Source organism: Pseudanabaena minima str. Chao 2107 (assembly GCF_051131155.1).
GTDB classification, from domain to species: Bacteria; Cyanobacteriota; Cyanobacteriia; order Pseudanabaenales; family Pseudanabaenaceae; genus Pseudanabaena; species Pseudanabaena minima.
The window spans coordinates 5,275,893-5,299,331 of record NZ_CP159508.1 but is presented as its reverse complement, the minus strand read 5'-3'; the positions used below and the strand labels follow the sequence as shown (position 1 = coordinate 5,299,331).

Here is a 23,439-nt window from a genome sequence, read left to right as displayed (position 1 = left end):
TATAAATTCTACATATTCTACATAAATAGCATTAGGACAGATTGAGCTACTCCCTTCCCAGTCAGGGCAACCGCATAAAAAATCTGGAACCCTTGGATGTCAAGCAGCCCAAAAGCGAGTAAGTAAAAATACTTAGAACCAAAATCGTTACTGGGTAAGCCTTCTGTTTTTTATGCGGAAGCCCTGCCTTCCCAGTCTACAACTAGACCTTAGTGATGCGGCGCGAAGCGCCGCATCACTAAGGTCTAGTTGTAAGCAATACCATCAGGGGCTTTCCTATGGTCTGGAAAACACTATAAGATATAAGCTAAATATAAACTTTAATTACAGCGATTTTCGAGCAAACGAACCAAGAGATTTTTAGAAAGTGTTGCTTTGCAACACTTTCTAAAAATCTCTTGGTTCGAGTCTGAACGCAAAGCATTGTTAAGTTGCCCATTACTTTTGTCTAAATTTTCAGTAACCTGCTATGAGTACGACCGAACTTCCCAAACAATACAATCCTCTCGAATCTGAAGCCAAATGGCAAAAATATTGGGAGGAAAGTGGCGTATTTGTAGCTGCCAGCGAAAGCGAAAAAGAACCTTACTGCATCATGATTCCACCACCCAATGTCACGGGTAGTTTGCACATGGGTCATGCTTTTCAAGAAGTATTAATCGATATCCTGATTCGCTATCATCGGATGCGTGGGTTTAATGCCCTGTGGTTACCAGGTACAGATCATGCCAGCATTGCTGTGCAGACAATTCTCGATAAACAGATCAAAGCTGAAGGCAAAACCAATCAAGAGATTGGACGCGAGCAGTTTTTAGAGAGAGCATGGAAGTGGAAAGCGGAATCGGGCGGTACGATTGTTTCGCAGTTGAGGCGCTTAGGTGTATCCGCCGACTGGACTCGTGAACGCTTCACAATGGATGAAGGCTTATCAAATTCTGTCACCGAAGCCTTTGTCAAACTCTATGAGGCTGGCTTAATTTATCGGGGTGAATATCTAGTTAACTGGTGTCCCGAATCGCAATCCGCCGTATCTGATCTAGAAGTTGATAGCAAAGAAGTAAATGGTCATCTCTGGCATTTTCGCTATCCTTTAGCCGATCGCTCTGGACATCTAGTGGTAGCGACTACCCGACCAGAGACAATGTTGGGTGATACAGCTGTGGCTGTCAATCCTGAAGACGATCGCTACAAGCATCTAATTGGCAAGACGATCATGTTACCAATCATGAATCGCGAGATTCCGATCATTGGAGATCAATATGTCGATAAAGCCTTTGGTAGTGGTTGCGTTAAGATTACACCTGCCCATGACCCTAATGACTTTGAGATGGGTAAACGGCATCAGCTTCCCTTGATCAATATTCTCAATAAAGATGGCTCGATCAATGAGAATGGCGGCGAGTTCCAAGGACAAGATCGCTTTGTAGCGCGTAAAAACGTCGTGGCAAAGCTCGAACAATTGGGATTATTAGAAAAAATTGAAGACTATACCCATACTGTTCCCTATTCGGAGCGCGGCAAAGTACCTGTCGAACCATTGCTCTCAATTCAGTGGTTTGTGAATATTAAGCCCCTATCAGACTTTGCGCTAGAACAGTTTGATAAGCAAAACTCTCCCACCTTCGTACCCGATCGCTGGGGGAAAGTTTACCGTGATTGGCTAATTCGCCTCAAAGATTGGTGTATTTCCCGTCAACTATGGTGGGGACATCAAATTCCTGCTTGGTATGCACCCGACGGCACAATTTTTGTAGCACGGACTGAGGCTGAGGCATATACACAAGCTAAGGCGAAATTTGGTGAAGATATAACTTTAGAACGCGATCCAGATGTACTCGATACATGGTTCTCATCAGGTTTATGGCCATTCTCGACTTTGGGCTGGCCAGAGCAGACACAGGACTTGGCGACTTTTTATCCCACAAGTGTTCTAGTTACTGGGTTTGACATTATTTTCTTCTGGGTCGCACGGATGACGATGATGGCGGGCTATTTCACAGGCAAGATGCCTTTTCATACGGTCTATATTCATGGACTGGTGCGCGATGAAAACAATCAGAAGATGTCTAAATCCAAAAATAATGGCATCGATCCATTAGTTCTCATTAATAAATATGGAACTGATGCGTTGCGCTATTCGCTCGTTAAGGAGGTAACAGGCGCAGGGCAAGATATTCGCCTTGATTACAATCGCAAAACTGATGAATCAACAACCGTAGAGACAGCCCGAAACTTTGCCAATAAGCTCTGGAATGCTTCGCGATTTGTAATGATGAATCTCAACTTGGAGCGTGACTCCGCTACGCTCCAAGTTGAGAATTTAGAACTTGCCGATCGCTGGATTTTGTCGCGTTACTACCAGACAGTTTTGCAAGTGCGTGAACAGCTTGATGCCTATAGCATGGGCGAAGCAACCAAGAGCCTCTATGAGTTCTTCTGGGGTGATTTCTGCGATTGGTATATTGAGCTAGTTAAGTCACGTTTACAGGAAACTGCCGACCCTACTTCTCGCGCCACCGTTCAGCAAACCCTTGCCTTTGTCCTCGATGGGATTTTGCGCTTACTGCATCCATTTATGCCCCACGTCACTGAGGAAATCTGGCAACTACTTACCTACGGTACAAGTGAGCCATCCAGCGATCGCCCAGTGCTAGCGATTCAACCCTATCCCGCAGTTGACACCACCCACATTAATGAAGAATTAGAAGAACAATTCAAGTTAATCATTGGCACAATCCGCACCATTCGCAATCTTCGTGCTGAAGCTGAAATTAAGCCTAGCCTGAAGGTGAAGGTGATTTTACAATCCGACAGCGATCGCGAAAGAACATTACTAGAAGCAGGACAAAGCTATATTCTTGACTTGGCAAGGGTCGAAGATTTGGCAGTTGTGGCAACCGTCGATGAATCAGTAACCGAAGAGGCGATCGCAGGTGTTGTTGGGACGGTACAGGCGATCGTGTCACTAGTCGGTGTTGTCGATATTGCCCAATTGGTTGCCAAGCTAGAACGCAGTCTCAAGAAGTTGGAAGGAGCGATCGCTTCGACTCAAGGTCGTTTAAACAATGAAGGCTATGTCAAAAAAGCCCCACCTGAAGTGGTGGCAACTGCCCGTGCAGAACTGGAGGAATCTTTGAAACAACAAGAGATTCTCAAAGCACGTCTAGCTCAGTTACAAAAATAAATTAGTAATTGCCTAGATCTGCCTGCCCAGATCTCCGACTTTTTCTTTGACTAACATAAGTAATCTTTGGCTGCAAAGAAAAAGTCGGAGATCTCAATCTCTCAGCAACTGCAAGTAATAATTAATTTATTGAGATGTTAAACGCTACCCTATCCGACAAGCTCGATCGCTTACGTCAAATATTTAATGAGTCATCGCGAGTACTGGTAGCTTATTCAGGCGGTATTGATAGTACTCTTGTTGCCAAGGTTGCCTTTGATGTTTTAGGCGATCGCGCTTTAGCAATTACGGCAAATTCCCCATCATTACTACCCGCCGATCTTGCTGCGGCTCAAGTACAAGCGGAATTTATAGGCATCAAACATCAAATCGTCCAAACCGATGAGATGAATAACCCAAACTACACCTCTAACCCAATTAATCGTTGCTATTTCTGCAAAAGTGAACTACACGACACGCTCAAGCCATTGGCGAAAAGCATGGGCTATAGCTATGTTGTCGATGGCTTAAATGCTGATGATTTGCAAGATTATCGACCAGGAATTCAAGCAGCAAAAGAACGCGGCGTGCGATCGCCTCTTGCTGAAGTGGGAATTAGCAAAATCGAAGTCCGTATGTTATCGCAATATTTAGGAATGCCTTGGTGGGATAAGCCTTCGCAACCATGCCTCAGTTCGCGATTTCCCTATGGCGAAGAGATTACAATCGAGAAATTACGTCGTGTAGGCAATGCAGAACAGTATCTACGCGATCATGGCTGGAAAGGCGATATTCGTGTGCGATCCATGGGTGATACGGCAAAAATCGAAGTTTCAAGAGATCGCCTGCTCGAATTTATGAACTTTATGGCGATCGCTGATCTGACTAAAACCTTTCGTGAATATGGATTTAGTTCGATCACCTTGGATTTAGAAGGTTTTCGCAGTGGCAAACTGAATGATGCGATCGCTTTTTAATTCGCAAAAGTGTGACGACACTTTTGCGAATTGGTATAAATCCCAAAAAGAGTCTGCACAAAGTGCAGACTCTTTTTGGGTAAAACATCCTGATTTTTTGAAGATTTTTGAAAAAGTTTCTGTCGATTGATTAAAAATTCTTATACTTTATCTTGAAAGGTTTTGCTTAACTTCTTAGTTATTCTGAGCCAGTTACGATTTTTTTAACGCAAAAATCTAAATTTAGTTTAAATCGAACATATTTATCAGAATAATTCTAAATAGTTTCTATAAGTTGGGTTTTAGTATCTATCTTTAGGTTGATTTATTACTATTTCTGACACTTTATTTCTGAGATCACGTCTTCATAAGGTTTACATACGAACAAAACTCAAGGGGAATTGTCAACCAAACTGAAATTTTCTTGTATATTGAGGCGTTATGCATATAAAACTTGTTTGACAGCAAAAATACCTACATCTAAAGACATACTTTTATGGATATTTTTTTGTGACTATTGTCACAAAGTTCCATTTTTATAAAGAATTCTAATGAGAAAGAAGCAAAATTTCAATTTTTAGCAAGAAAGAAAGCCTACAAGCCTTTTGCAGAAAGGATTTGACTGGTAAATTATTGTCATTTTGAATAACCATGTTAATCTGAACAACATAAGCAAAGTTATTAATGTTTTGTCTCTAAATTAGCGAAACTACTTATCAATAATTTTGTTTGTAAACCCTTAACAGTCAAGCTTCCATCAATAACTTAGTCGTTTATCTTCTTTTCTGCTTTACCTATGCTTAATTGGAACTGGAGCTACACTCTCTCTACCTCAGTAGTAGCTCTTGCTATCGTCTCAAGTCTTGCTAGCCATAGCGCACAGGCTCAAACAGGATCTCAAACAGAAGTCAAAGCTACTAGTGTATCTACTTCTCTATCTAACCCTTCTAATTCTTTAAAGGTGGGTGAAACGCGATCGCAAGCATTAACTAGAACTAAAGATGATTCGATCGCTCGCATCCATACTCACAAATTAAATGGCAAAAATGCTGCCACAGTATACGTCCGTGGTATTCCTGTAGTTACTTATATTGAATCTGAAGAATCTGCAAAATCAGTTTCAGAAAATAACTCCTCCGACACATCAAAAACTAAAAGCGAAATTAAGGGCGAAACCAAAAAGAACTCTGAATCCCTAAAGCTAACAACCAGTACTACTAATTTAGCCCCTAGTAACTCAGATAGTCCGGCTAAATCCGCCGATGATAGCTCTGAAAACCTGCTAACTTCAGCAAACCCTGTCGAAAGAGCTACCGCCGCCGCTGCCCTGATTAATCAACTTAATCGTGATGGTATCGACGCAAGTAAAATCATCCCAGCTTGGAAAAATGGCAACTATGTGATCAAATTAGGCGATCGCGGCATGTTGAAATTTGATCAGCAAGCAGTTTTCCCGGAATCCTTACAAAATCAAACGCAGGATGTTTTAGAGTCAGCAAATCTGCTCCGCCGACTGCTCGGTGGCGCGAATCCTGTCTTAGAGGTGGTCAATGCGCCAAAGAAAAATCTTGCTGCTAGATCATCCTCAACCCCAGCATTAAACAGTCGTATTGTGGGTGTTATGTCTGGCATGGCTTCTTGGTACGGACCTGGTTTTGATGGAAACTACAGTGCCAGTGGCGAAATCTTTAATGCTAATGATTTGACTGCGGCTCATCCCAGTTTGCCCTTTGGTACTTTGGTTAGGGTTGTGAACATGGATAATAACCAATCTGTAGTAGTACGGATTAATGATCGTGGTCCCTATGCCCATGGTCGAGTGATTGATATTTCTACAGCAGCCGCTAATGTCATTGGTCTAATTTCTTCTGGAGTTGCTCCCGTCAGACTCGAAGTATTGTCTAAATAAACGTCATTTGCGGCGTGCTAAACACGCCGCAAATGGCTATATCGAACTCACTAAATAGCTAGACAAATCAAAACCAAAAAGATGAGTGGCGGCGCTTCGCGCCGCCACTCATCTTTTTGGTTTTATGTCCTAAGCAAAACTTACATTGCTATAACCAGAATTCCCATTATGAAAGCGATTTTAGTGTTTCCATCGCCGAAGTCAATGGAAACACTAAAATATGTTTTTTGAAAGATTGCCTACGGCAATCTTTCAAAAAACATATTTTGATAATGAGAATTGCTGCTAAATAATAAAAAGAGAGTGCAAAGCACTCTCTTTTTGTATGATCGATTATAAAAAGCATAGTCATCTCCTACCTGAGACAGCTATGCTTTTTATGGTGATTTCGTTGAGGTTGATTGCTTGACACAGCTACTTACTACAATCGCTTCTTTGCGTAATTACTTAAAGGCACAAAAATCACAACAGTCCTTAGGACAAGTATCTATTGGACTTGTACCAACAATGGGGGCTTTGCACATTGGGCATTTGAGCCTAATTGATCGGGCTAGAACTGAAAATGCTTGCCTAGTTGTCAGCATTTTTGTCAATCCTTTGCAATTCGGGGCAGGTGAAGATTTTGATAAATATCCGCGCACTTTAGATCATGATCGCCAACTTTGTGAAAATGCAGGAGTTGATGCAATTTTTGCACCAGATCCTCAAGAGATGGGCATAAATGACATTAGCAAAGTCACCCAAGTAATACCGCCACCAGCAATGACTAATATTCTGTGTGGGCGATCGCGGGTTGGACATTTTCAAGGTGTAGCCACAATCGTGACCAAGCTCTTGAATACAGTACAACCTGATCGAGCTTATTTTGGCTGTAAAGATGGTCAGCAACTAGCGATTATTCGTAAATTGGTGGTTGATTTAAACTTGCCTGTGGAGATTATTGGCTGTCCGACAGTACGAGAACCAAGCGGCTTAGCCTACAGTTCCCGCAATCAATACCTATCCATCAAAGATCGCGTTTTAGCAGCTCATATTTATCAAAGTCTACGGCAGGCTCAACAGCAATTTTTTCTTTGTTATGAACTTTGTGATCCAGCCCAAATTATTGAGGCAGCACAAAATTATTTGGCGAAGCTCCCTGAAATTAATCTAGAGTATATTGAATTAGTCGATGCCAAGACCTTGCAACCATGTACTCAAATTACTTCTGAAGCAGAGTTAATGCTCGCGATCGCGGCTCGAATTGGAAACACACGCTTGATCGATAATATTTTGCTGAGTCATACTATCACCCCTAGAAAACCGATCATTGCGATCGATGGTCCCGCAGGTGCGGGCAAATCTACAGTTACCAAACAAGTAGCAAATAAATTAGGTTTATTATTTTTAGATACGGGCGCTATGTATCGTAGTGTTACCCTTGCTGTGTTGCGCGAAGGTATTGATTTACGAGAGCAAGACAAAGTGCAAGAGATCGCCGCCAACTCAAAAATTCAACTATTTGCTAATCCGATTGCAGGTAAGCCGATGCAGGTTTTGCTCAATGGCGAAGATATCACCACGGAGATTCGCACCCCTGAAGTCACTGCAAACGTATCAGCAATCGCCGCCCAAGCCGCCGTGCGTGAAATTTTGGTAAAGCAGCAGCAACTGATCGGGCAGACAGGTGGTGTAGTGATGGAAGGGCGAGACATTGGAACCCATGTATTTCCTGATGCAGAAGTTAAAGTTTTTTTGACTGCTTCGGCAGAAGAGCGCGCCAAGCGTCGTCAAGCTGATCTGATTGCTCAAGGTCAAGTCGCCCCTGACCTCGCTACCCTTGAGCATGAAATCCAAGAACGCGATCGCAAAGACTCCACCCGCGACCATTCACCTCTAACTCAGGCTGAAGATGCAACTTTAGTCAATACAGATGGTCTAACTATAGAAGAAGTGGTCGCAGCCATTGTAAATTTGTATGAACAAAAGGTACAAAACCTATGAAGCCATTAAGCATGATTTACCAATCGCTGTTACAAGGAAAAGGCAACAAGGCAAAAAGAAAAAATCATTACCAATCACCAATCACCAAACTATTTTTAATAGCAATTCCAGTTTTGGCGATCGCCTCTAGCTCACTGTCATCAACTCAAGCCCAAACTAACACAGCTCTGACAATCCGTGCTGATGTCCAAGAGGCTAACTCGATCACAGGTGTAGTTACCGCAACTGGCAACGTCAAAATGACTTATCCCGCCCGACAGATTGATGCGGTCGCAGAGCAAGCACAGTATTTTTCTAAAGAGCAGCGTGTAGTTTTAACAGGTAATGTGATTGTTACCCAAGAGGGTGTCAATAGCATCAAAGCCCAAACTATCACCTATCTCGTCAGTGAAGGTAAATTTGTTGCGGCTCCCCCCGATAACCAGCAGGTTGAAACCATTTATGTAGTACCTGATCGTGATGTTGCTAGTACGCCTGCAACTTCAGCAACACCTGTCACCCAGATCAAACCTGCCTTTAAAAAACAGCAGGTCAGTCCCCCCACCTCAATAATTCCTCCTGAAACGTTACAACCAAAACCACAGGAAATTATTCCTGATGGTAAGTAATGTTGATGTTTATTGATGTCTAAAGCTATAAAAACTGCTTTGCCATAAGTAAGTTCAGTGTTAAATTTTCAAATTTCCCAAACAAATTGAGTAATGCAAATCTCCCTTGATAACGTTAGTAAAAGCTACAGTGGCAGGCAGGTTGTTCAGCAAGTGAGCCTCACCGTTAAGCAGGGGGAAATTGTTGGACTGCTAGGACCAAATGGTGCTGGCAAAACTACATCGTTTTATATGGCAACAGGATTAATTCAGCCCGATAGTGGCAGTGTCTGGCTCGATCAACAAGATATTACCCGTTTACCAATTCATAAAAGGGCACGCATGGGCATGGCGTACCTAGCCCAAGAAGCTACCATCTTTAGGCAATTATCGGTGCGTGATAATCTACTACTGGTGATGCAGCAAACCAACGTACCAAAGCAATTACAGATTCATCGACTGCGTACATTGTTAGAAGAGTTTCGTCTGACCAAAATTGCTGATACGATGGGAATTCAAGTGTCGGGGGGCGAACGTCGGCGTACTGAAATCGCGAGAGCGTTGGCGGTTGGGCAAGAAGGACCCAAGTTTATCTTGCTAGATGAACCTTTTGCGGGTATCGATCCCATCGCTGTTAGTGAAATTCAAACCATCATCAGCAACCTACGCGATCGCAATATGGGAGTGTTAATTACTGATCATAATGTCCGCGAGACTTTAACAATTACCGATCGCGCATATATCATGCGTGAAGGCGAAGTTTTTGCCGACGGTTCTAGTCGAGAATTAGCGGACGATCCTGATGTTCGCAAATATTATCTCGGTGAAAAGTTTCATTTTTGACCCATCGACCATTTATAAAGATTCGTCCTACCCATGTCAAAACAAATCCTACAAAATTGGTTTTGATGAATACTCCAAAAACCTGTAATCTCGATAAAGGAAATGGCAACCTTACAAACGACTCAACCAAGGAAAAAAGTTACAAACGTGTCGCTAGGATGGCTACCGAGATTGTCGATCATGGATCGCTATTTATTCACGCAAATGTTGACCCCATTTTTGTTTGGGGTTGGCGCATTTTCCTCTGTGATTTTAGCGATTGGCTCTCTATTTGAACTGATTCGCCTGATTACTGATGCGGGATTAAGCGTTTTGACAGCGTTTCAGATTTTTGGTTACCAAATCCCAGGCTTCATGGTGTACTCATTCCCGATGTCGATGTTGTTAGCAACATTGCTTTCCTATAGCCGCATGTCAGGTGATGGGGAGACAACGGCTTTACGCAGTTGTGGAGTAAGTGCTTACCGTTTAGTTGCGCCTGCGTTGGTGTTAAGCCTATTTGTCACAGGCATGACCTATGTATTTAATGAGGCGATCGTTCCTGCGGCAAACTGGCAATCACGCAGTACATTACGAGCGGCTCTAAATCAAGAGAATGTGCAGTTTAAAAGCCAAGATATTTTTTATCAGCAATATGGAGAAGTGCCACAGGAAGATGGCACAACAAAGCAGGGCTTAGTACGAAGTTTTTATGCACGCAGCTTTGATGGCAAAGAGATGCGGGGCTTAACAGTTTTAGATTTTTCGCAAGGACAACTTCAGCAAATTTTAGCTGCTGAATCAGCTGTTTGGATACCTGAGCAAAATGTTTGGAGATTTAGCAAAGGTACAACCTATCTGGTAGGACCAGATGGCAATTACCGCAGTATCCTCCGCTTTGATGATCAAAATCTGCAATTACCTCGCGCCCCCCTTGACGTAGCCCAAGAGCAGCGTAGTGCTGAAGAAATGAATATTGCTGATATTCGCCGTAATATTGATTTGCTCAAACAATCTGGCAATACCAAAGAAATCCGTAAGCTAGAAGTCAGACTTGAGCAGAAGTATGCTCTGCCGTTTATCTGTGTGGTCTTTGCGATCGTTGGTGCATCGCTAGGAATGCGTCCTCAGCGCACTGGGGCAGCGATCGGATTTGGCTTGAGTGTGTTAATTATTTTTGGCTATTATCTCTTGCTATTTATCTGCGGGGCTCTCGGTCAAGTAGAATTTCTCTCACCGATCGCTGCTGCATGGATGCCTAATTTAATTGGGATCACGGCTGGCTTGATTATTCTCGCTCGTGTTACATAAGAATGAAGGCATCGCTTTGCGCCACCTTTATTCTATTTTTTGCTCAAATTGAATTTGTTGATATAAATCACTAACGGCTATTTCAACGTTTACGGATTTGAGAAATAGGCGATCGCTTAAACCATATTCAAAAAATACCCATTGTCCCTGCCCATTTCGCTGAAATACTTCTACAACTGGCTGCTCGACTTGAACTAATACATATTCTTGCAAAGTCTCAAACTGGCGGTATTGCGAAAACTTGAATCCACGGTCAAAGCCTTCTGTTGAGGGTGAGAGAACTTCGATAATCAAACAAGGAAAAGCAACTACTAGAGCATCATTGCGATCGCGTTCATCGCAGGTAACCACTACGTCTGGATAAAAATATTTGCGTTTAGGTTTTACCTGTACTTTGACATCAGCGATATAGACTTCACAGGGTCGATCAGCGAGAGCATTATCTAATAGTTTAAAGAAATTGCCTGAAGCACGATTATGGTCACGAGTGCCGCCAGCCATGGCGATTACTTCACCATCACAAAACTCATGGCGCATTTCTTGGGTTGATTCCCAAGCGATATATTCTTCGTAGGTCATCAACAAGCGATCAGGTAAAGCAACCATAATTTCTAGACTTAGTGATTATAGATTTAATTTTAACTTCACCAAAAACACAAAAAGGCAACGCGAAGCGTTGCCTTTTTGTGTTATTTCTTTTTGGTAGATTTGCTCACAGGGACTTCAACGATCGCATCCTCAATTTCCGTTACAGTTTCTTCTTCATCAGCATTCGCTCCAACGGCAACAGGTTCGGGATCAGCAGTAATCTCCCCAGAAGTTTCTACAGTTACACTTTCGACAGGAGCTTTAACTTCTGCATTAGGGGACTTAAGAGCTTCATCAAGGACTTGACGTGCATTTTCAGCTTGCGATCGCGCATCCAAAAATTTCATATTAAGCTGAGCAAAGCTTTTGAGGGTTTTAAAACCTTCCTTAAGACTATTGATTTGCTCCTCAGTGACAATCTCATCACTAAATAAAATATCGATTTGCGATCGCACCTGCATCGCATCAGAACGCAGTTCTTGCACTTTGATTTTGAGTGTTGCAAGATTGTTTAAAACTTGCACCGCTTGAGTAATAGGATCTTCACGATCTTCAGACATGGAAAGTTCTCTCACTTCGATAAATTGGTCGGGACTAAAGCCATCGGCAAGATCAGTATCAAGTTTGCCTGAATCCATCAGTTCCATTAGCTCTGCCATCGCCTTTTCACGCGCTTTTGGCGAATCTTTGCCTGCAACGGTCAAGACAACTTCGGGACTCTGGGCAAGGGTATAGCGTGCCATATTTTTTAACTTACATTAGTTTGTAAATAAATAAGCGGTAAACCAAGGCAAATCAAGGCTTTTCCAAATTATTTATTGTTTTTTATTGTTGAACTACGATTTTAACTTGTTTTGCTGTAATGGTTTGTATAGCAAGCCTTGACAGCAAAAACAAAAGTTATGCTCAAAGTTACGCTTTGTGTCTCATGCGATCGCCAAATCAAGTCCGCTAAGATCCATGGTCTAGATAGAGTTACGCCAAAACACAAAACGGCTACGCTGTTTTGTGTTTTAAAACCCTTACAGGGTTTAATTTTTATTTTCTATCTGAGCAACGCTAGAACATATTCGGGGATAGCCGTTCGTACTCATGGATTCTACCCTCTTAGATCAAATCCGCCACCTTTGCCGCGATCGCGCCGCCTATGAACACCTAAAAGCCATCTTGGTGCAGCAGGAGCGCGTCCATAAACTTAGCTGGGAAGAGCGGTATGAAAAGCTAATATCAGCACAGTCCACCGAGGCTCCAAACTCAGATATTTTTAGCAATATCATTGCTAGGGAAAAAGCGCTTGCCCAGCTTGCCGATGCCATTCAGCGATCGCCATCCTTAGAACTAGTTTTACAAATTGCCGTCCAAGTCGCTCAAAAACTATTGCAGGTGGATCGGGTCGCAATTTTTCGCTGTCACCCTGATGGACGAGGTGAGTTTGTGACTGATGCGATCGCCTCAGGGCTAACATCTTTGGCTGATATGCCCGAAAGACAGCTTTCACTGGCTCGTCACATGATCGAGTCTACCCATACAGAGCATTCTGCTCAGACCATTGATAGCATTCGTAGTTCTAGCCTGTCGTCTCATATCGTGACGCTGCTAGAACAGATCGGGATTTCATTCTATGCTGCAAATAAGATCTATGCAGGTCAAGAAGTTTGGGGAACTCTGGTGGCTTTTCATGGTAGTGCTTATCACAGTTGGTCAGATAGCGATCGCACTTCTCTATCATTAATTGCTTCTCAAATAGGAATTGCTATCGCCTTAACTAATTTGCGTCAACAGTCTCAAGAGCTAACCGATGATTTGCAAGCTTTACAGGTTGAATTAGACAATTTACAGCAAACAGTTGCAGCAATAGCAGAGAGTAAAACTCATGCCACTATTACGCCAGATATTACGTCAGAAAGCGCACCAAGTAATTCAGAACTAACGGAGCCAACTACTCAAGAAGCTGCTCAAGAAGTTGCTCAAGAGGCTTCTAGAAATGCACAGAATGATCATTCTATAGATAACAATTTAGAACCTAATGATTTAGAGTTAAATGTCAGTCAAGCCGATCAGAATTTAGATGATCAAGAGAATGCTCCAGAAGAAAGTGAATCAGAAGAAATAGATAATAATCCAGAAGAGATTGCAGATTTTGAATACAAACCAATTTCTCAAAACGGTTTACCGCCACTCTTTTTAGTTCCAGAATCTAATGCCGATCTATCTGAGGTTGAAGATGAGGATAATGAGACAGTTCTACAAACGATCGCTTCTAATCAAGATGATATCTCTGTTGATATTACGCCATTGGAACCGTTGATTGAGTTCGAGAAAGATGATGACATTACCCCATTTGAACCACTGATTGATTTTGAGAAGGTTGTTATACCTGAAAATATTACACCAGTTGAACCAGCAATCAAGTTTGAGAAAGCTGATATCTCCTATGTAATTATGCCTGATAATCTCAAAGTGATTTCAGTCAACGAGTCAGAGTCCGAAGAAATTGAACCTACAGAAACTGAATTAGATGAAACTTCTGTTGCGACAGATAGTGTCCTGACAGAGAATCCCAGTCCAGACTCTAGTCCAGAGACAGATAAGATCAACGAATTAGAAGCAAGTCAGTTAGCAGTGAATGAGATAGAAGTCACAGCACCTGAACCAAGCACTCTAGAAGATGCTGAAACTGAAATTACAGATTCACAACCCTCTCAGCCAGAAAATCTCGAATCAGAAAAGACTGAGCCAGAAGCGATCGCAACAGAACATTCAGAACCAGAAGTGATCGCAACAGAAACAGACGAATTAGATACAATCGAAGATATGGAGTCCATCACGTCGCCATCATCTCAATCAATTGAACTAAAACCAGAAACAATCACATCCCAACCTACTCAAACAGAAGCGCAACAAGAAACTCAACAGATTGATGTAGATGTAACTTTAGGATTCGATAGGGATCATGATGATGATGAGCCTGCAATCGAGCCACAGTTTATGGAAACGATTTTAGAGATCGCAGGTAATGATCTCAAAGCGACAGATTTTTTATTGAATGTGATTGATTCGTATTTAGAAGATACACCTCGACTCATCCAAGCGATCGACAAGGCTCTTGCCGTGAATGATCAGCCCCGCCTATTACAATCTTTAAATGCCTTGCGCTCAAGTAGTGACTACATCGGTGCATTGACGCTTTCACATCAATGTCGTCAACTCGAATCAGCAGTAAGGGCAAATTATGTCGTGTTGATTTATGCTTGCTTATCACGGGTAGCAATCGAGGCTCAAAGAGCAACTGATGCTTTACGCATAGCGCGATCGCACTATAAGTTATAAAGTAGAGGAGCATGTCACGCCCCTTCTACTTTAATTGGTTTACCTGCACATGATTGGCAAAGTGATTAGTGGCAGATATCAAATCATCCAAAGCCTTGGATGTGGAGGATTTGGGCAGACCTTTTTAGCTGAAGATTTGCAGTTGCCCGACCATCATAAATGTGTAGTCAAGCGACTACAACCGACCTCTAACGAGAATTTTATATGGGAGATTGCTAGCCGTTTATTTGAGACTGAGGCAAGGGTTTTACATAAACTGGGTAATCACGATCGCATTCCACGTTTGCTAGCACATTTTACAGAGGCCCATGAGTTTTATTTGGTGCAAGAGTTGGTCGATGGCTATGACCTCACCAATGAAATCACTTCGATTGAACGATCATCTGATGGCTATTCAGTGGGACGGATGAATGAAGCACAGGCGATCGCATTTTTGATCGATGTGCTAGAGATTCTCACGTTTGTCCATCAGCAGGGAGCAATCCATCGCGATATTAAACCCGCTAACCTCATGCGGCGGCGCACTGATGGCAGGTTAGTCTTGATCGATTTTGGTGCGGTTAAGCAAGTGGGAACGGCGATCGCTGCCTCAACTATTGGCTCTACAGTTGCCATCGGCACAGATGGTTATATGCCCAATGAGCAGGCGATCGGCAAGCCTAGACCCTGTAGTGACCTTTATGCAGTTGGGGCGATCGCTATCCAAGGACTGACGGGAGTTGCCCCAAACTTATTATCTGAAAATCTAGAAACGGGCGAATTAGCTTGGCGACAATCTCCTGACCATGCAGCTTTAAAATATCGCGCCCATGTCAGTGATGAATTTGCAGGAATCATCGATAAATTAGTCAAATATGACTTTCGCGATCGCTATCAGTCTGCCGAAGCTGTATTGATCGATTTACACAAGCTAAAAGTACCAATCGCCCCTACAGTCTTATCTACGACTGTGCAGACTAATTTTCCAGAATTAACATCGACTTTTAGCCCCAATGATGATGTCGCAACAAAATTTTCACCAATAGCTGCGCCCCAAGATCATCTGCAATCTGTCTATAAAAATCGCTTAGTACTCATTGCCGTGGGAATCGTATCGGCGATCGCTGTTATGGGTGCGACCATGTTTCTCCGTCCATCACCCACGATCAAAAACGATGTGAAGATTACCTCTAGCTCACCTAGTGCCAAATATTTATTTCTGTCAGAACGGGTAATCAATGAGCAAGATTTGGCAAATAAGAGCGCTCTTGAGCTAGATATCATGCGAAATGAAGTATTTGCCCGTTATGGTCGCCGCTTTCAAGATCCTGAATTGCAGTCATATTTCAGCAGCCAACCTTGGTACAAACCACTATATGCACCTGATCAGTTTCCTGAAGAGCTACTAACACCCATAGAAATGCAAAATGTTACCTATATCCGAGAGTTCCAAAGTCGCACAAATCCTCAATATAGCTCTTCTCAAAATACTGTCAACAATTTGCAAAATCCCCAATGTGACTACACTAAACGTTTAGTTTCCGATCCTCAGCCACCGATCAATGTGCGTCAGGGTGCAGGAGTAGATTTTGCGATCGTGGGCAAGCTGGACAATGGTACACAAATTACTGTGCAGAGCGAAAAGCAAGGCTGGCTCCAAATTTCTGCCCCGATCGCTGGTTGGATTGCCGCTAACCGCACCAAACCCATATGTTTGTAAAAAATGAGATGCGGCGCATCTCATTTTTTATAGATCGCAACAATCACTGTAAAATTCACTTATGGTAGTGCAACGCTCTGCTAAATCGCTAAGCATAAGTAACCTTAAACTTGAAAATCCCGCCCTGCCTGTGCAGTGGGTGGGAAAAATCTAGTTTTGGGTTTTAAAAACTGTCTAGATCCCCCCCCAGCCCCCCTTATAAAGGGGGGAGAATTAAGTTCTTCCCCCTTTATAAGGGGGATTGAGGGGGATCTCCTAGAATCTTTGACCGTAGAAAGTAATTCTTAAACAGTTTCTTAATTATGATCAGCTACTTATAAAATTCCACTTATTAGATTGATGCTGTGACAGAAATTTCTGATTGGAGCGATGTAGAAGCTCAACTCAAAGAAACTAAAGAATTATTAGAAGAAATCGAACAGCGTTTTCTACAGGTTCATCGTGACTCAGTTAGACAGCAGGAATTGCTAGTACAACAAGAAGAAATCAGATCGCAAATTCAAGATACTTCAGGCGATCGCCCAGAGCATCATAGCAACTCAAAAATTCGCCGCAAACCTAATTCTCGCAATAAGCAAGCACCCCCTAGCCCTCACAAAGAAGAGCTACTCAAACAATTACAAGAAGTAGGCGAGCAACTTGAACAAATCGAAGCCAATCTCGAAAGTCGTCTGCTCTCTTGGAGTAGCTTTCGTGAACCATTTTGGCAGATTGTTCGTTTTGTCGGGATAGGCATAATTATTGGCGTAATTTTGAGAAGTTGTGCCAGTTAAAAAAATAGATTTGGGCTGCGCCCGAAAATCTATTTTTTTAATTTTGAACCTTTTGATCGTGGTGCTTGTCAAAACCCTCGTACAGATAATTAAGCCTTCTCACAAAGGGGAAAATCAAATGTTTCGTAATATCAAAAGCTTGTTGGCGATCGCTTGTGTAACCGTAGCCGTAGGAGCCGTAGCAGTTCCAAATCTCGTTGCTGCACAAAATACTACTCAAAATATCACTGAAAAACGCAAGCCCCGTCAAGGCGAAGGCTGGAAACAGTTGAACTTGACTGAAGCCCAAAAGGCACAAATGAAGTCTATTCGCGAAAGTGCCAAAGCTCGTAGCCAAGCTGTTTTGACTGCTGAACAACGCGCAATTATGGAACAAGCTCGTCAATCTGGCGATCGCAAGGGGGTACGGAAGTCTCTCAATTTGACCGACGCTCAAAAGCAACAGATGAAGGCGATCGCTGAAGATACTAAGACCCAAATGAAGAACGTCTTGACTCCTGCTCAGCAACAACAACTTGAGCAAATGAAACAGCAACGCCAAGCCCGTCGTGACACAATGCGTCAAGGTACTCCTCGCTAATCATGATCGCGTTTTGTATATCTGTCGCCATTCTTGTTAGGACATAAAACCCAAATAATTTGAGGCGGCGCGAAGCGCCGCCTCAAATTATTTGGGTTTTGATTTGTCCTGATGCAGGTGGCTATAGCTATAAATGAGTGCAGACTCATTTACAAAAGAATAAAAAAGGAGCGCAAAGCGCTCCTTTTTTATTCTGCTTGGGGAACTTCTTTCCATAATGTCGAAACTTCACGAATACTTGAAAAAGTTCCATTTCCTAAAATCAAGTGATCTAAGAGTGGAATACTGAGCATTCTTGCCGCTTCAAGCAACTGACGAGTAAGCGTAATATCCTCTGGACTGGGGCTGGTATTTCCAGAAGGATGATTATGCGCCACGATCAAACGCACTGCACCACTTTTGAGAACTTCACGGAAAATATCACGGGGATGGGCAAGGGTTTCCGTGGCTGTACCAATGGTAATAATACGCTGGGCAATAATCCGATTTTTATTATCGAGCATCACTACGGCGAGACGTTCTTGCGGTTGCCACATTAGGTCTTGGCTGAGGGCGGCGGCGGCTACCGATGGGTCGGTGACTTCAGTTAAATCGGGAGGCTTGGCATAGAGTGCTCTCTTGCCTAGCTCGATCGCCGCTAAGATGGCGGTTGCTTTGGCAGGACCAACTCCTTCTATTTGCATGAGTTCTTGCGGTGAGACGGTTTGTAAAGCTGCTACAGGATCGCTGGTACGATCTTTGCCAATGGTTTGCAAAATTAGCTGTCCTAAGCCCACGGCTGAGAGTTTACCTGCGCCCTGCCCTGTCCCTAACAAAATTGCGATTAATTCTGCATTGGATAAACTGCGAACTCCTTGACTGAGTAACCTTTCACGGGGGCGATCGCTTTCAGCCATATCCACAATTCGCAGAGAATAAGTCATCTAAAGTCGCACCGACTATTGAAAGAATATTTGCTGTATTTTATCGCGATTGTTAGTAAAAATAACGTGAGTTCGATATAAGTACATGTGCAAAATAAATTACCAAAACCCGTAAAGTTGCGCCCCTGCGGGGCGCAACTTTACGGGTTTTGCTTTGTAATTAATTATGCCTAGCTACTTAGCCATTTGCAGAGTGCTTCGCAAGACGCAAATGGCAGAAAATGGGAAGAATCGCTAAGCGATTCTTCCCATTTTCTGCCTTCGTCGAACTAACGTTAATTTGGGAATGCTTTGCCCAAAACTTCACAACTTATAGCTATAGTCACCTGTATCAGAACAAAACAAAAAACAAATAGTGTGAGGCAGCGCGAAGTGCTGCCTCACACTATTTGTTTTTTATGTCCTAACAAGCATGGCGATAGCTATACTATGAATCCCAGAAATAGGCACATAGATAGCTAGTCAAAGCAGGGATTGGAAATCCTGTTCTCTGCGATTCAGCATTAGAAACTTGGGGTTGCAAAATAGTTTGGCATTGAGGTAAAAACTTTTGCTTCTCTGGAGCTTTAGACTTCAACTGTTTAAGCTGATTTACCGTAGCAGGACTGACCGTACTAGCTGCTGACTCAGCCCTTTGTTGGATTTCTACCCATTTGCTAATTTGGACTAATTCCGCACGGTAAGCCTTGATGCGTTGTTGAGCATCACCGTATAACACTGAGTCAGTGGGAATCTCTTCTAGCTGTTTTAAAGCTTGTTGCCGTTTCTCTTGAGCAGATTTCCAAACAGTTGACTTATGAGGTGGATTTTGGGTTAACTTCGCCGCCTCAATCGTTGTATTTTTCGAGGATTCTAGATTTTTATTAGCCGCCTGTTCGACATTGATTTTGCGATCAAATTCGGCTAATTTTGGACGCAGGGTTGCTAGCTCAGCCTGAGCATCAGCATATAGCGAAGCAGGTCGATCAGAAATTTCTTCTAACTGCGAAATGATCGTTTGTAAACGATTACGTGTACCAGTCAGAGCTTCTAACTTCGTAATTTTCTTGGGATTAATATCTTGGTTGCTAAAATTTCTTGCGTTGGCTAGATATTGTTGCTGGGTAGAACGCTCCCATATTAGCCAGCCACAAATGCCGACAATGACGATCGCTACAGCACCAAAAGCCACAGAGAACATTAATGACTTATCTCTAGGGTAAGCAGTTTTGATCGGCTCCTGTTCTTCCATTTCGACAGGAGGGTCAGACTTTTTAGGAGTGCGTCTGACTGTGGGCGGCGGTGGAGGTAATGGCATTGGTACCGCTGCCACAGTTGGAGAATCAAAGTTAAAGTCTTCATCCTTATCTGTCCAAGCTTGCTTCTGTTCTACGGGCGATCGCGGTTTTGACTCTTGACCATTTACTTCAAAAGGATCTTTATCAAAAGCTACTAGCTCAAAAGCATTTTGCGGGAGGCTATCTAAATTAAGTGATTGCAAGTCGAGATTGCCTAAATCAAAATCCGCATTCTTGCTATCGTTAATTTCGTCAGGAGCATGAGCAGATTGATTCTGTACATCCTGATCAAGCACTGCTTTATTAGCGGCTGTTTTTAGATCATTTTCGATACTACTCTTAAAACTTTTTAAGTCATCAGGAATCTCCGATTCAAGATTTGCGTTTTGAATCTCTGTCTCATCACTTTCAAATGACAAGTTTTCAACTGCGCCAATATCGCCGAATTCTTCTAGTTCTTCAAGATCAAGTTCAATTAATGGTAAAGGTGGCTTAATATCTGCTGTTTTGTGCCACTCTGGATGCTTAGCCCCAGACAACCTGCCATATACAACTAAGCTATCTGCCCCCTCGATAGGTAGCTTATCAATACGGCGTTTCACAATATCATAGAGAGAGGCATAGTCAACATCATCACCATCTGCTCTGGTGATCAGAACATGTAATTGAGATTCTTTGCGGCGGATTTGGGTTTTTACCTTATAGTTTTGAAGGTCTGCCTCTATCGCATTGACAATGCTAGCCTCATCCATCTTGAGATCCTCATCCTTGCGTTTCGATCGCACATATTAAACGAAAAGCCACACAAATATCCAACAAATATCCAACAATATCCAACCAAATGACTACAAAAAGATGAACTTTTTGCTTCAAATTTACAATACCCCCAAACGTTGGTGGACAGAATTTTCATTGCAAACCAAGCTAATGGCTTTGATAACACTATTAGTTTCTTTGCTGATGAGTGCTGTCACTTTTTGGGCAGTTAACGATATTCAGACCGATGCTCGCCTCAATGATACGCGCTTTGGCAAAGATTTGGGGTTACTGCTTGCCGCTAATGTAGCCCCCTTAGTAGCCAAAAACGATCTTCAGGAAGTAACTCGCCTATCTAAAGAATTTTATGATAGTAGCTCTAGCATTCGCTACATTCTCTATGCCGATCCCGATGGCGAGATTTTTTACGGGATTCCGTTTAACTCTAATGAAGTCAAAAATTCTTTAAGCATCAGGCGACGTATTCAGCTACCTGAAGATCCAATGACACGTCCCGATCGCCCTTTGGTCAGGCAGCATATTACGCCACAGGGTGAAGTTACGGACATATTTGTAAATTTGCAGCATGAAGGCAAATCGTTAGGGATCATTGCGATCGGGATTAACCCTAATCCCACAGCGGTTGCTTCATCGAGCTTAACGCTAGATGTGACTACAGCCGTGTTTGTATCAATTTGGGCGATGGTAATTTTGGGGGCAGCATCAAATTCGGTAACGATTACACGACCGTTGCGGGAATTGGTGGCTGGGGTACAAAATATTGCTAGTGGCAACTTTAAACAACGTATCGACTTGCCCTTTGGTGGTGAATTGGGGGAATTAATTCGCAGCTTTAATGACATGGCGCAACGACTCAAAAAGTATGAAGAGCAGAATATTGAGGAATTGACCGCCGAAAAGGCAAAGCTCGAAACTCTAGTATCGACGATCGCCGATGGGGCTTTATTACTCGACTCAGATATGCGGATTGTGCTTGCCAATCCTGCGGCAATCAAGATTATGGGTTGGGATCAAGAGCCGATCAAGGGTGACTGGAAGTGCAAAAGCATTTTGAATATTCTGCCTGAGCGTCTTAGTGACGAATTAGGGCGATCGCTGATGCAGATTGCCACAGGCGATCGTGAGGGGGGCGAATTTCGGATTATGGCATCGGGCGATAAGGGGGATTCCGTGCTAGCCCATGCCTTTCGGATTTGGATTACCAGTGTCTTAAGTTCTAGTAATGCCATTAAGGGGATTGCGATCACGATTCAGGACATCACCCGTGAGGTGGAACTAAATGCGGCGCAAAGTCGCTTTATCAGCAATGTTAGCCATGAGTTACGCACGCCTTTATTTAATATCAAGTCCTTTATCGAGACTTTGCACGAGTATGGTGATGAACTGAGCGAAGATCAGAAAAAAGAATTTCTCGGTACAGCAAATAACGAAACCGATCGCCTTACCCGTCTAGTTAATGATGTGCTGGATCTATCTCGATTAGAGTCAGGTCGTCAATATCATTTCTCGGCGATCGATCTATCAGAGACTGTTGAGCAAACAGTAAGAACGTATAAACTCAATGCTTCATCTAAAGGGATTGAGCTAATTCATGAAATTGCACCAGATTTGGAGAGAATCTGGGGCAATTATGATTTGATTTTGCAAGTGTTATCTAACTTAGTTGGCAATGCTCTGAAATTTACGGATATGGGCGGCAAAGTCACGATTCGGATTTATCCTTGGCAAGATCAAACCACAACTCAGCCCCATCGCACCGTTAATTACATACGTGTCGAGGTGGAGGATACAGGACATGGTATTCCTGCAGAAGATTGCGATCGCGTGTTTGATCGTTTTTATCGCGTCGAGGATAAGGTACATACTCTCGAAGGTACTGGCTTAGGTTTATCGATTGTCCGCAACATTATCGAAAAACATCACAGTACGATTCATATCAAGAGTGAGGTTGGTGTGGGTACGACTTTCTGGTTTGACTTAAGCGTGTATCAAGATCGTTGTGAGTTACCAGTAGCTGGCGCGATCACTGCTCCTGTTCAGGCGATGACGGTTTAGGAATAGTGACTAAATGTTGTTTTAGGAGATTAAGTTGATGATTGCTCAACCACAGTTAATTCAAGAAGATCATCAAATCATCATGTCTGCCGACGAGTATCTTGCTTGGGAAAGTCAGCAAGAAGAAAAATATGAATATGAAAACGGGAAAATCATTGCGATGACAGGCGGCACAATCCCTCATAGCCAAATTCCTCTTAATTTAGGAGCATTGCTGCTTGCTCATTTGCGTGGAAAAGGATGCAAGATCTCGATCAGCGATGCTAAAGTTCTTGTTAGATCTCGGAAATATTATTATCCTGATGTGGTCGTTTCCTGTGACGATCGAGATCGCTTCTCCCGTGATTTTTTGCAATATCCTGTGCTGATTGCGGAAGTTTTGTCTCCTACCACCGAAGCACGCGATCGCGGTATTAAGCAGCAAAGTTATATGACGATCGATACGCTACAAGCCTATATCCTGATCGACTCAGAGCGTCCTAGTATCGAAGTTTATCAAAGACATAGTGATCGTGCTTGGGAATATCAGTCTATAGCGATCGAGCAGACAACTTTTGAGAAAGATGATCCTCTTATTCAGATAACTAGCATCGATCTCCAATTCCCCTTATCTGCCCTCTACGAAAATGTTGATTTTCTTGATAGCTCTCAATTGTAGGGTAGACATATTGTTCGTTTATAAAAATTGCGATGCTCCTGTTCTGGC

The 23,439-nt window shown here is 42.9% G+C and carries 17 protein-coding genes; 13 read left to right on the top strand and 4 right to left on the bottom strand.

Annotated elements, in window-relative coordinates:
- Positions 1–469 precede the first annotated feature (469 nt).
- The 7 genes from ABM313_RS23850 to ABM313_RS23820 all read left to right on the top strand — a co-directional run bounded on the left by ABM313_RS23850 (position 470) and on the right by ABM313_RS23820 (position 10,731).
- Positions 470–3,184: a valine--tRNA ligase gene (locus tag ABM313_RS23850; protein WP_434685611.1), complete on the top strand. Its 2,715-nt coding sequence runs from the start codon at positions 470–472 to the stop codon at positions 3,182–3,184.
- Between the two features lie 134 nt (positions 3,185–3,318).
- On the top strand, positions 3,319–4,140 hold the full coding sequence (gene larE / locus ABM313_RS23845; RefSeq protein ID WP_434685610.1) for an ATP-dependent sacrificial sulfur transferase LarE: 822 nt from the start codon (positions 3,319–3,321) through the stop codon (positions 4,138–4,140).
- 775 nt (positions 4,141–4,915) lie between these two features.
- A complete protein-coding gene (locus tag ABM313_RS23840; protein WP_434685609.1) occupies positions 4,916–6,028 on the top strand; it encodes a septal ring lytic transglycosylase RlpA family protein in 1,113 nt (370 codons plus the stop codon).
- Between the two features lie 405 nt (positions 6,029–6,433).
- On the top strand, positions 6,434–8,011 hold the full coding sequence (locus ABM313_RS23835; RefSeq protein ID WP_434685608.1) for a bifunctional pantoate--beta-alanine ligase/(d)CMP kinase: 1,578 nt from the start codon (positions 6,434–6,436) through the stop codon (positions 8,009–8,011).
- Positions 8,008–8,619 carry an LptA/OstA family protein gene (locus tag ABM313_RS23830; RefSeq protein ID WP_434685607.1) on the top strand — a complete coding sequence of 204 codons (612 nt, stop codon included), beginning with the start codon at positions 8,008–8,010 and terminating at the stop codon, positions 8,617–8,619. The genes ABM313_RS23835 and ABM313_RS23830 overlap by 4 nt, the downstream gene beginning before the upstream one ends.
- 93 nt (positions 8,620–8,712) lie before the next feature.
- A complete protein-coding gene (lptB, locus tag ABM313_RS23825; protein WP_434685606.1) occupies positions 8,713–9,441 on the top strand; it encodes an LPS export ABC transporter ATP-binding protein in 729 nt (242 codons plus the stop codon).
- Positions 9,442–9,543: 102 nt separating this feature from the next.
- A complete protein-coding gene (locus tag ABM313_RS23820) occupies positions 9,544–10,731 on the top strand; it encodes an LptF/LptG family permease (protein WP_190578797.1) in 1,188 nt (395 codons plus the stop codon).
- A gap of 27 nt (positions 10,732–10,758) precedes the next feature.
- On the opposite strand, the gene ABM313_RS23815 is transcribed toward ABM313_RS23820, so the two are convergent.
- Positions 10,759–11,337 carry a Uma2 family endonuclease gene (locus tag ABM313_RS23815; protein WP_434685605.1) on the bottom strand — a complete coding sequence of 193 codons (579 nt, stop codon included), beginning with the start codon at positions 11,335–11,337 and terminating at the stop codon, positions 10,759–10,761.
- An 83-nt stretch (positions 11,338–11,420) separates the two neighbouring features.
- Complete coding sequence (locus ABM313_RS23810; RefSeq protein WP_434685604.1) at positions 11,421–12,062, bottom strand: hypothetical protein; 642 nt, start codon at positions 12,060–12,062, stop codon at positions 11,421–11,423.
- A gap of 349 nt (positions 12,063–12,411) precedes the next feature.
- On the opposite strand from ABM313_RS23810, the gene ABM313_RS23805 reads away from it, so the two are divergent.
- From ABM313_RS23805 to ABM313_RS23790, 4 genes are all read left to right on the top strand, one after another.
- Positions 12,412–14,649, top strand: coding sequence for a GAF domain-containing protein (locus ABM313_RS23805; protein ID WP_434685603.1), 2,238 nt, complete (start codon positions 12,412–12,414; stop codon positions 14,647–14,649).
- A gap of 49 nt (positions 14,650–14,698) precedes the next feature.
- Positions 14,699–16,348, top strand: a complete 1,650-nt coding sequence (locus tag ABM313_RS23800) for a protein kinase domain-containing protein (protein WP_434685602.1) — start codon at positions 14,699–14,701, stop codon at positions 16,346–16,348.
- A gap of 344 nt (positions 16,349–16,692) precedes the next feature.
- Positions 16,693–17,121: a DUF2203 domain-containing protein gene (locus tag ABM313_RS23795; protein WP_434685601.1), complete on the top strand. Its 429-nt coding sequence runs from the start codon at positions 16,693–16,695 to the stop codon at positions 17,119–17,121.
- A 118-nt stretch (positions 17,122–17,239) separates the two neighbouring features.
- On the top strand, positions 17,240–17,701 hold the full coding sequence (locus ABM313_RS23790; RefSeq protein ID WP_434685600.1) for a Spy/CpxP family protein refolding chaperone: 462 nt from the start codon (positions 17,240–17,242) through the stop codon (positions 17,699–17,701).
- Positions 17,702–17,889: 188 nt separating this feature from the next.
- Here ABM313_RS23790 and radC read toward each other — a convergent pair whose 3' ends face one another.
- A complete protein-coding gene (gene radC / locus ABM313_RS23785) occupies positions 17,890–18,624 on the bottom strand; it encodes a RadC family protein (RefSeq protein ID WP_434685599.1) in 735 nt (244 codons plus the stop codon).
- Between the two features lie 427 nt (positions 18,625–19,051).
- The gene (locus ABM313_RS23780; RefSeq protein ID WP_434685598.1) at positions 19,052–20,686 is read right to left on the bottom strand and encodes a hypothetical protein; all 1,635 of its coding nucleotides are present in this window, start codon (positions 20,684–20,686) and stop codon (positions 19,052–19,054) included.
- A gap of 70 nt (positions 20,687–20,756) precedes the next feature.
- On the opposite strand from ABM313_RS23780, the gene nblS reads away from it, so the two are divergent.
- Together nblS and ABM313_RS23770 are read left to right on the top strand one after the other, a co-directional pair.
- A complete protein-coding gene (gene nblS, locus ABM313_RS23775) occupies positions 20,757–22,733 on the top strand; it encodes a two-component system sensor histidine kinase NblS (RefSeq protein WP_434685597.1) in 1,977 nt (658 codons plus the stop codon).
- Positions 22,734–22,770: 37 nt separating this feature from the next.
- A complete protein-coding gene (locus tag ABM313_RS23770; RefSeq protein ID WP_434685596.1) occupies positions 22,771–23,391 on the top strand; it encodes a Uma2 family endonuclease in 621 nt (206 codons plus the stop codon).
- Positions 23,392–23,439: the final 48 nt, after the last annotated feature.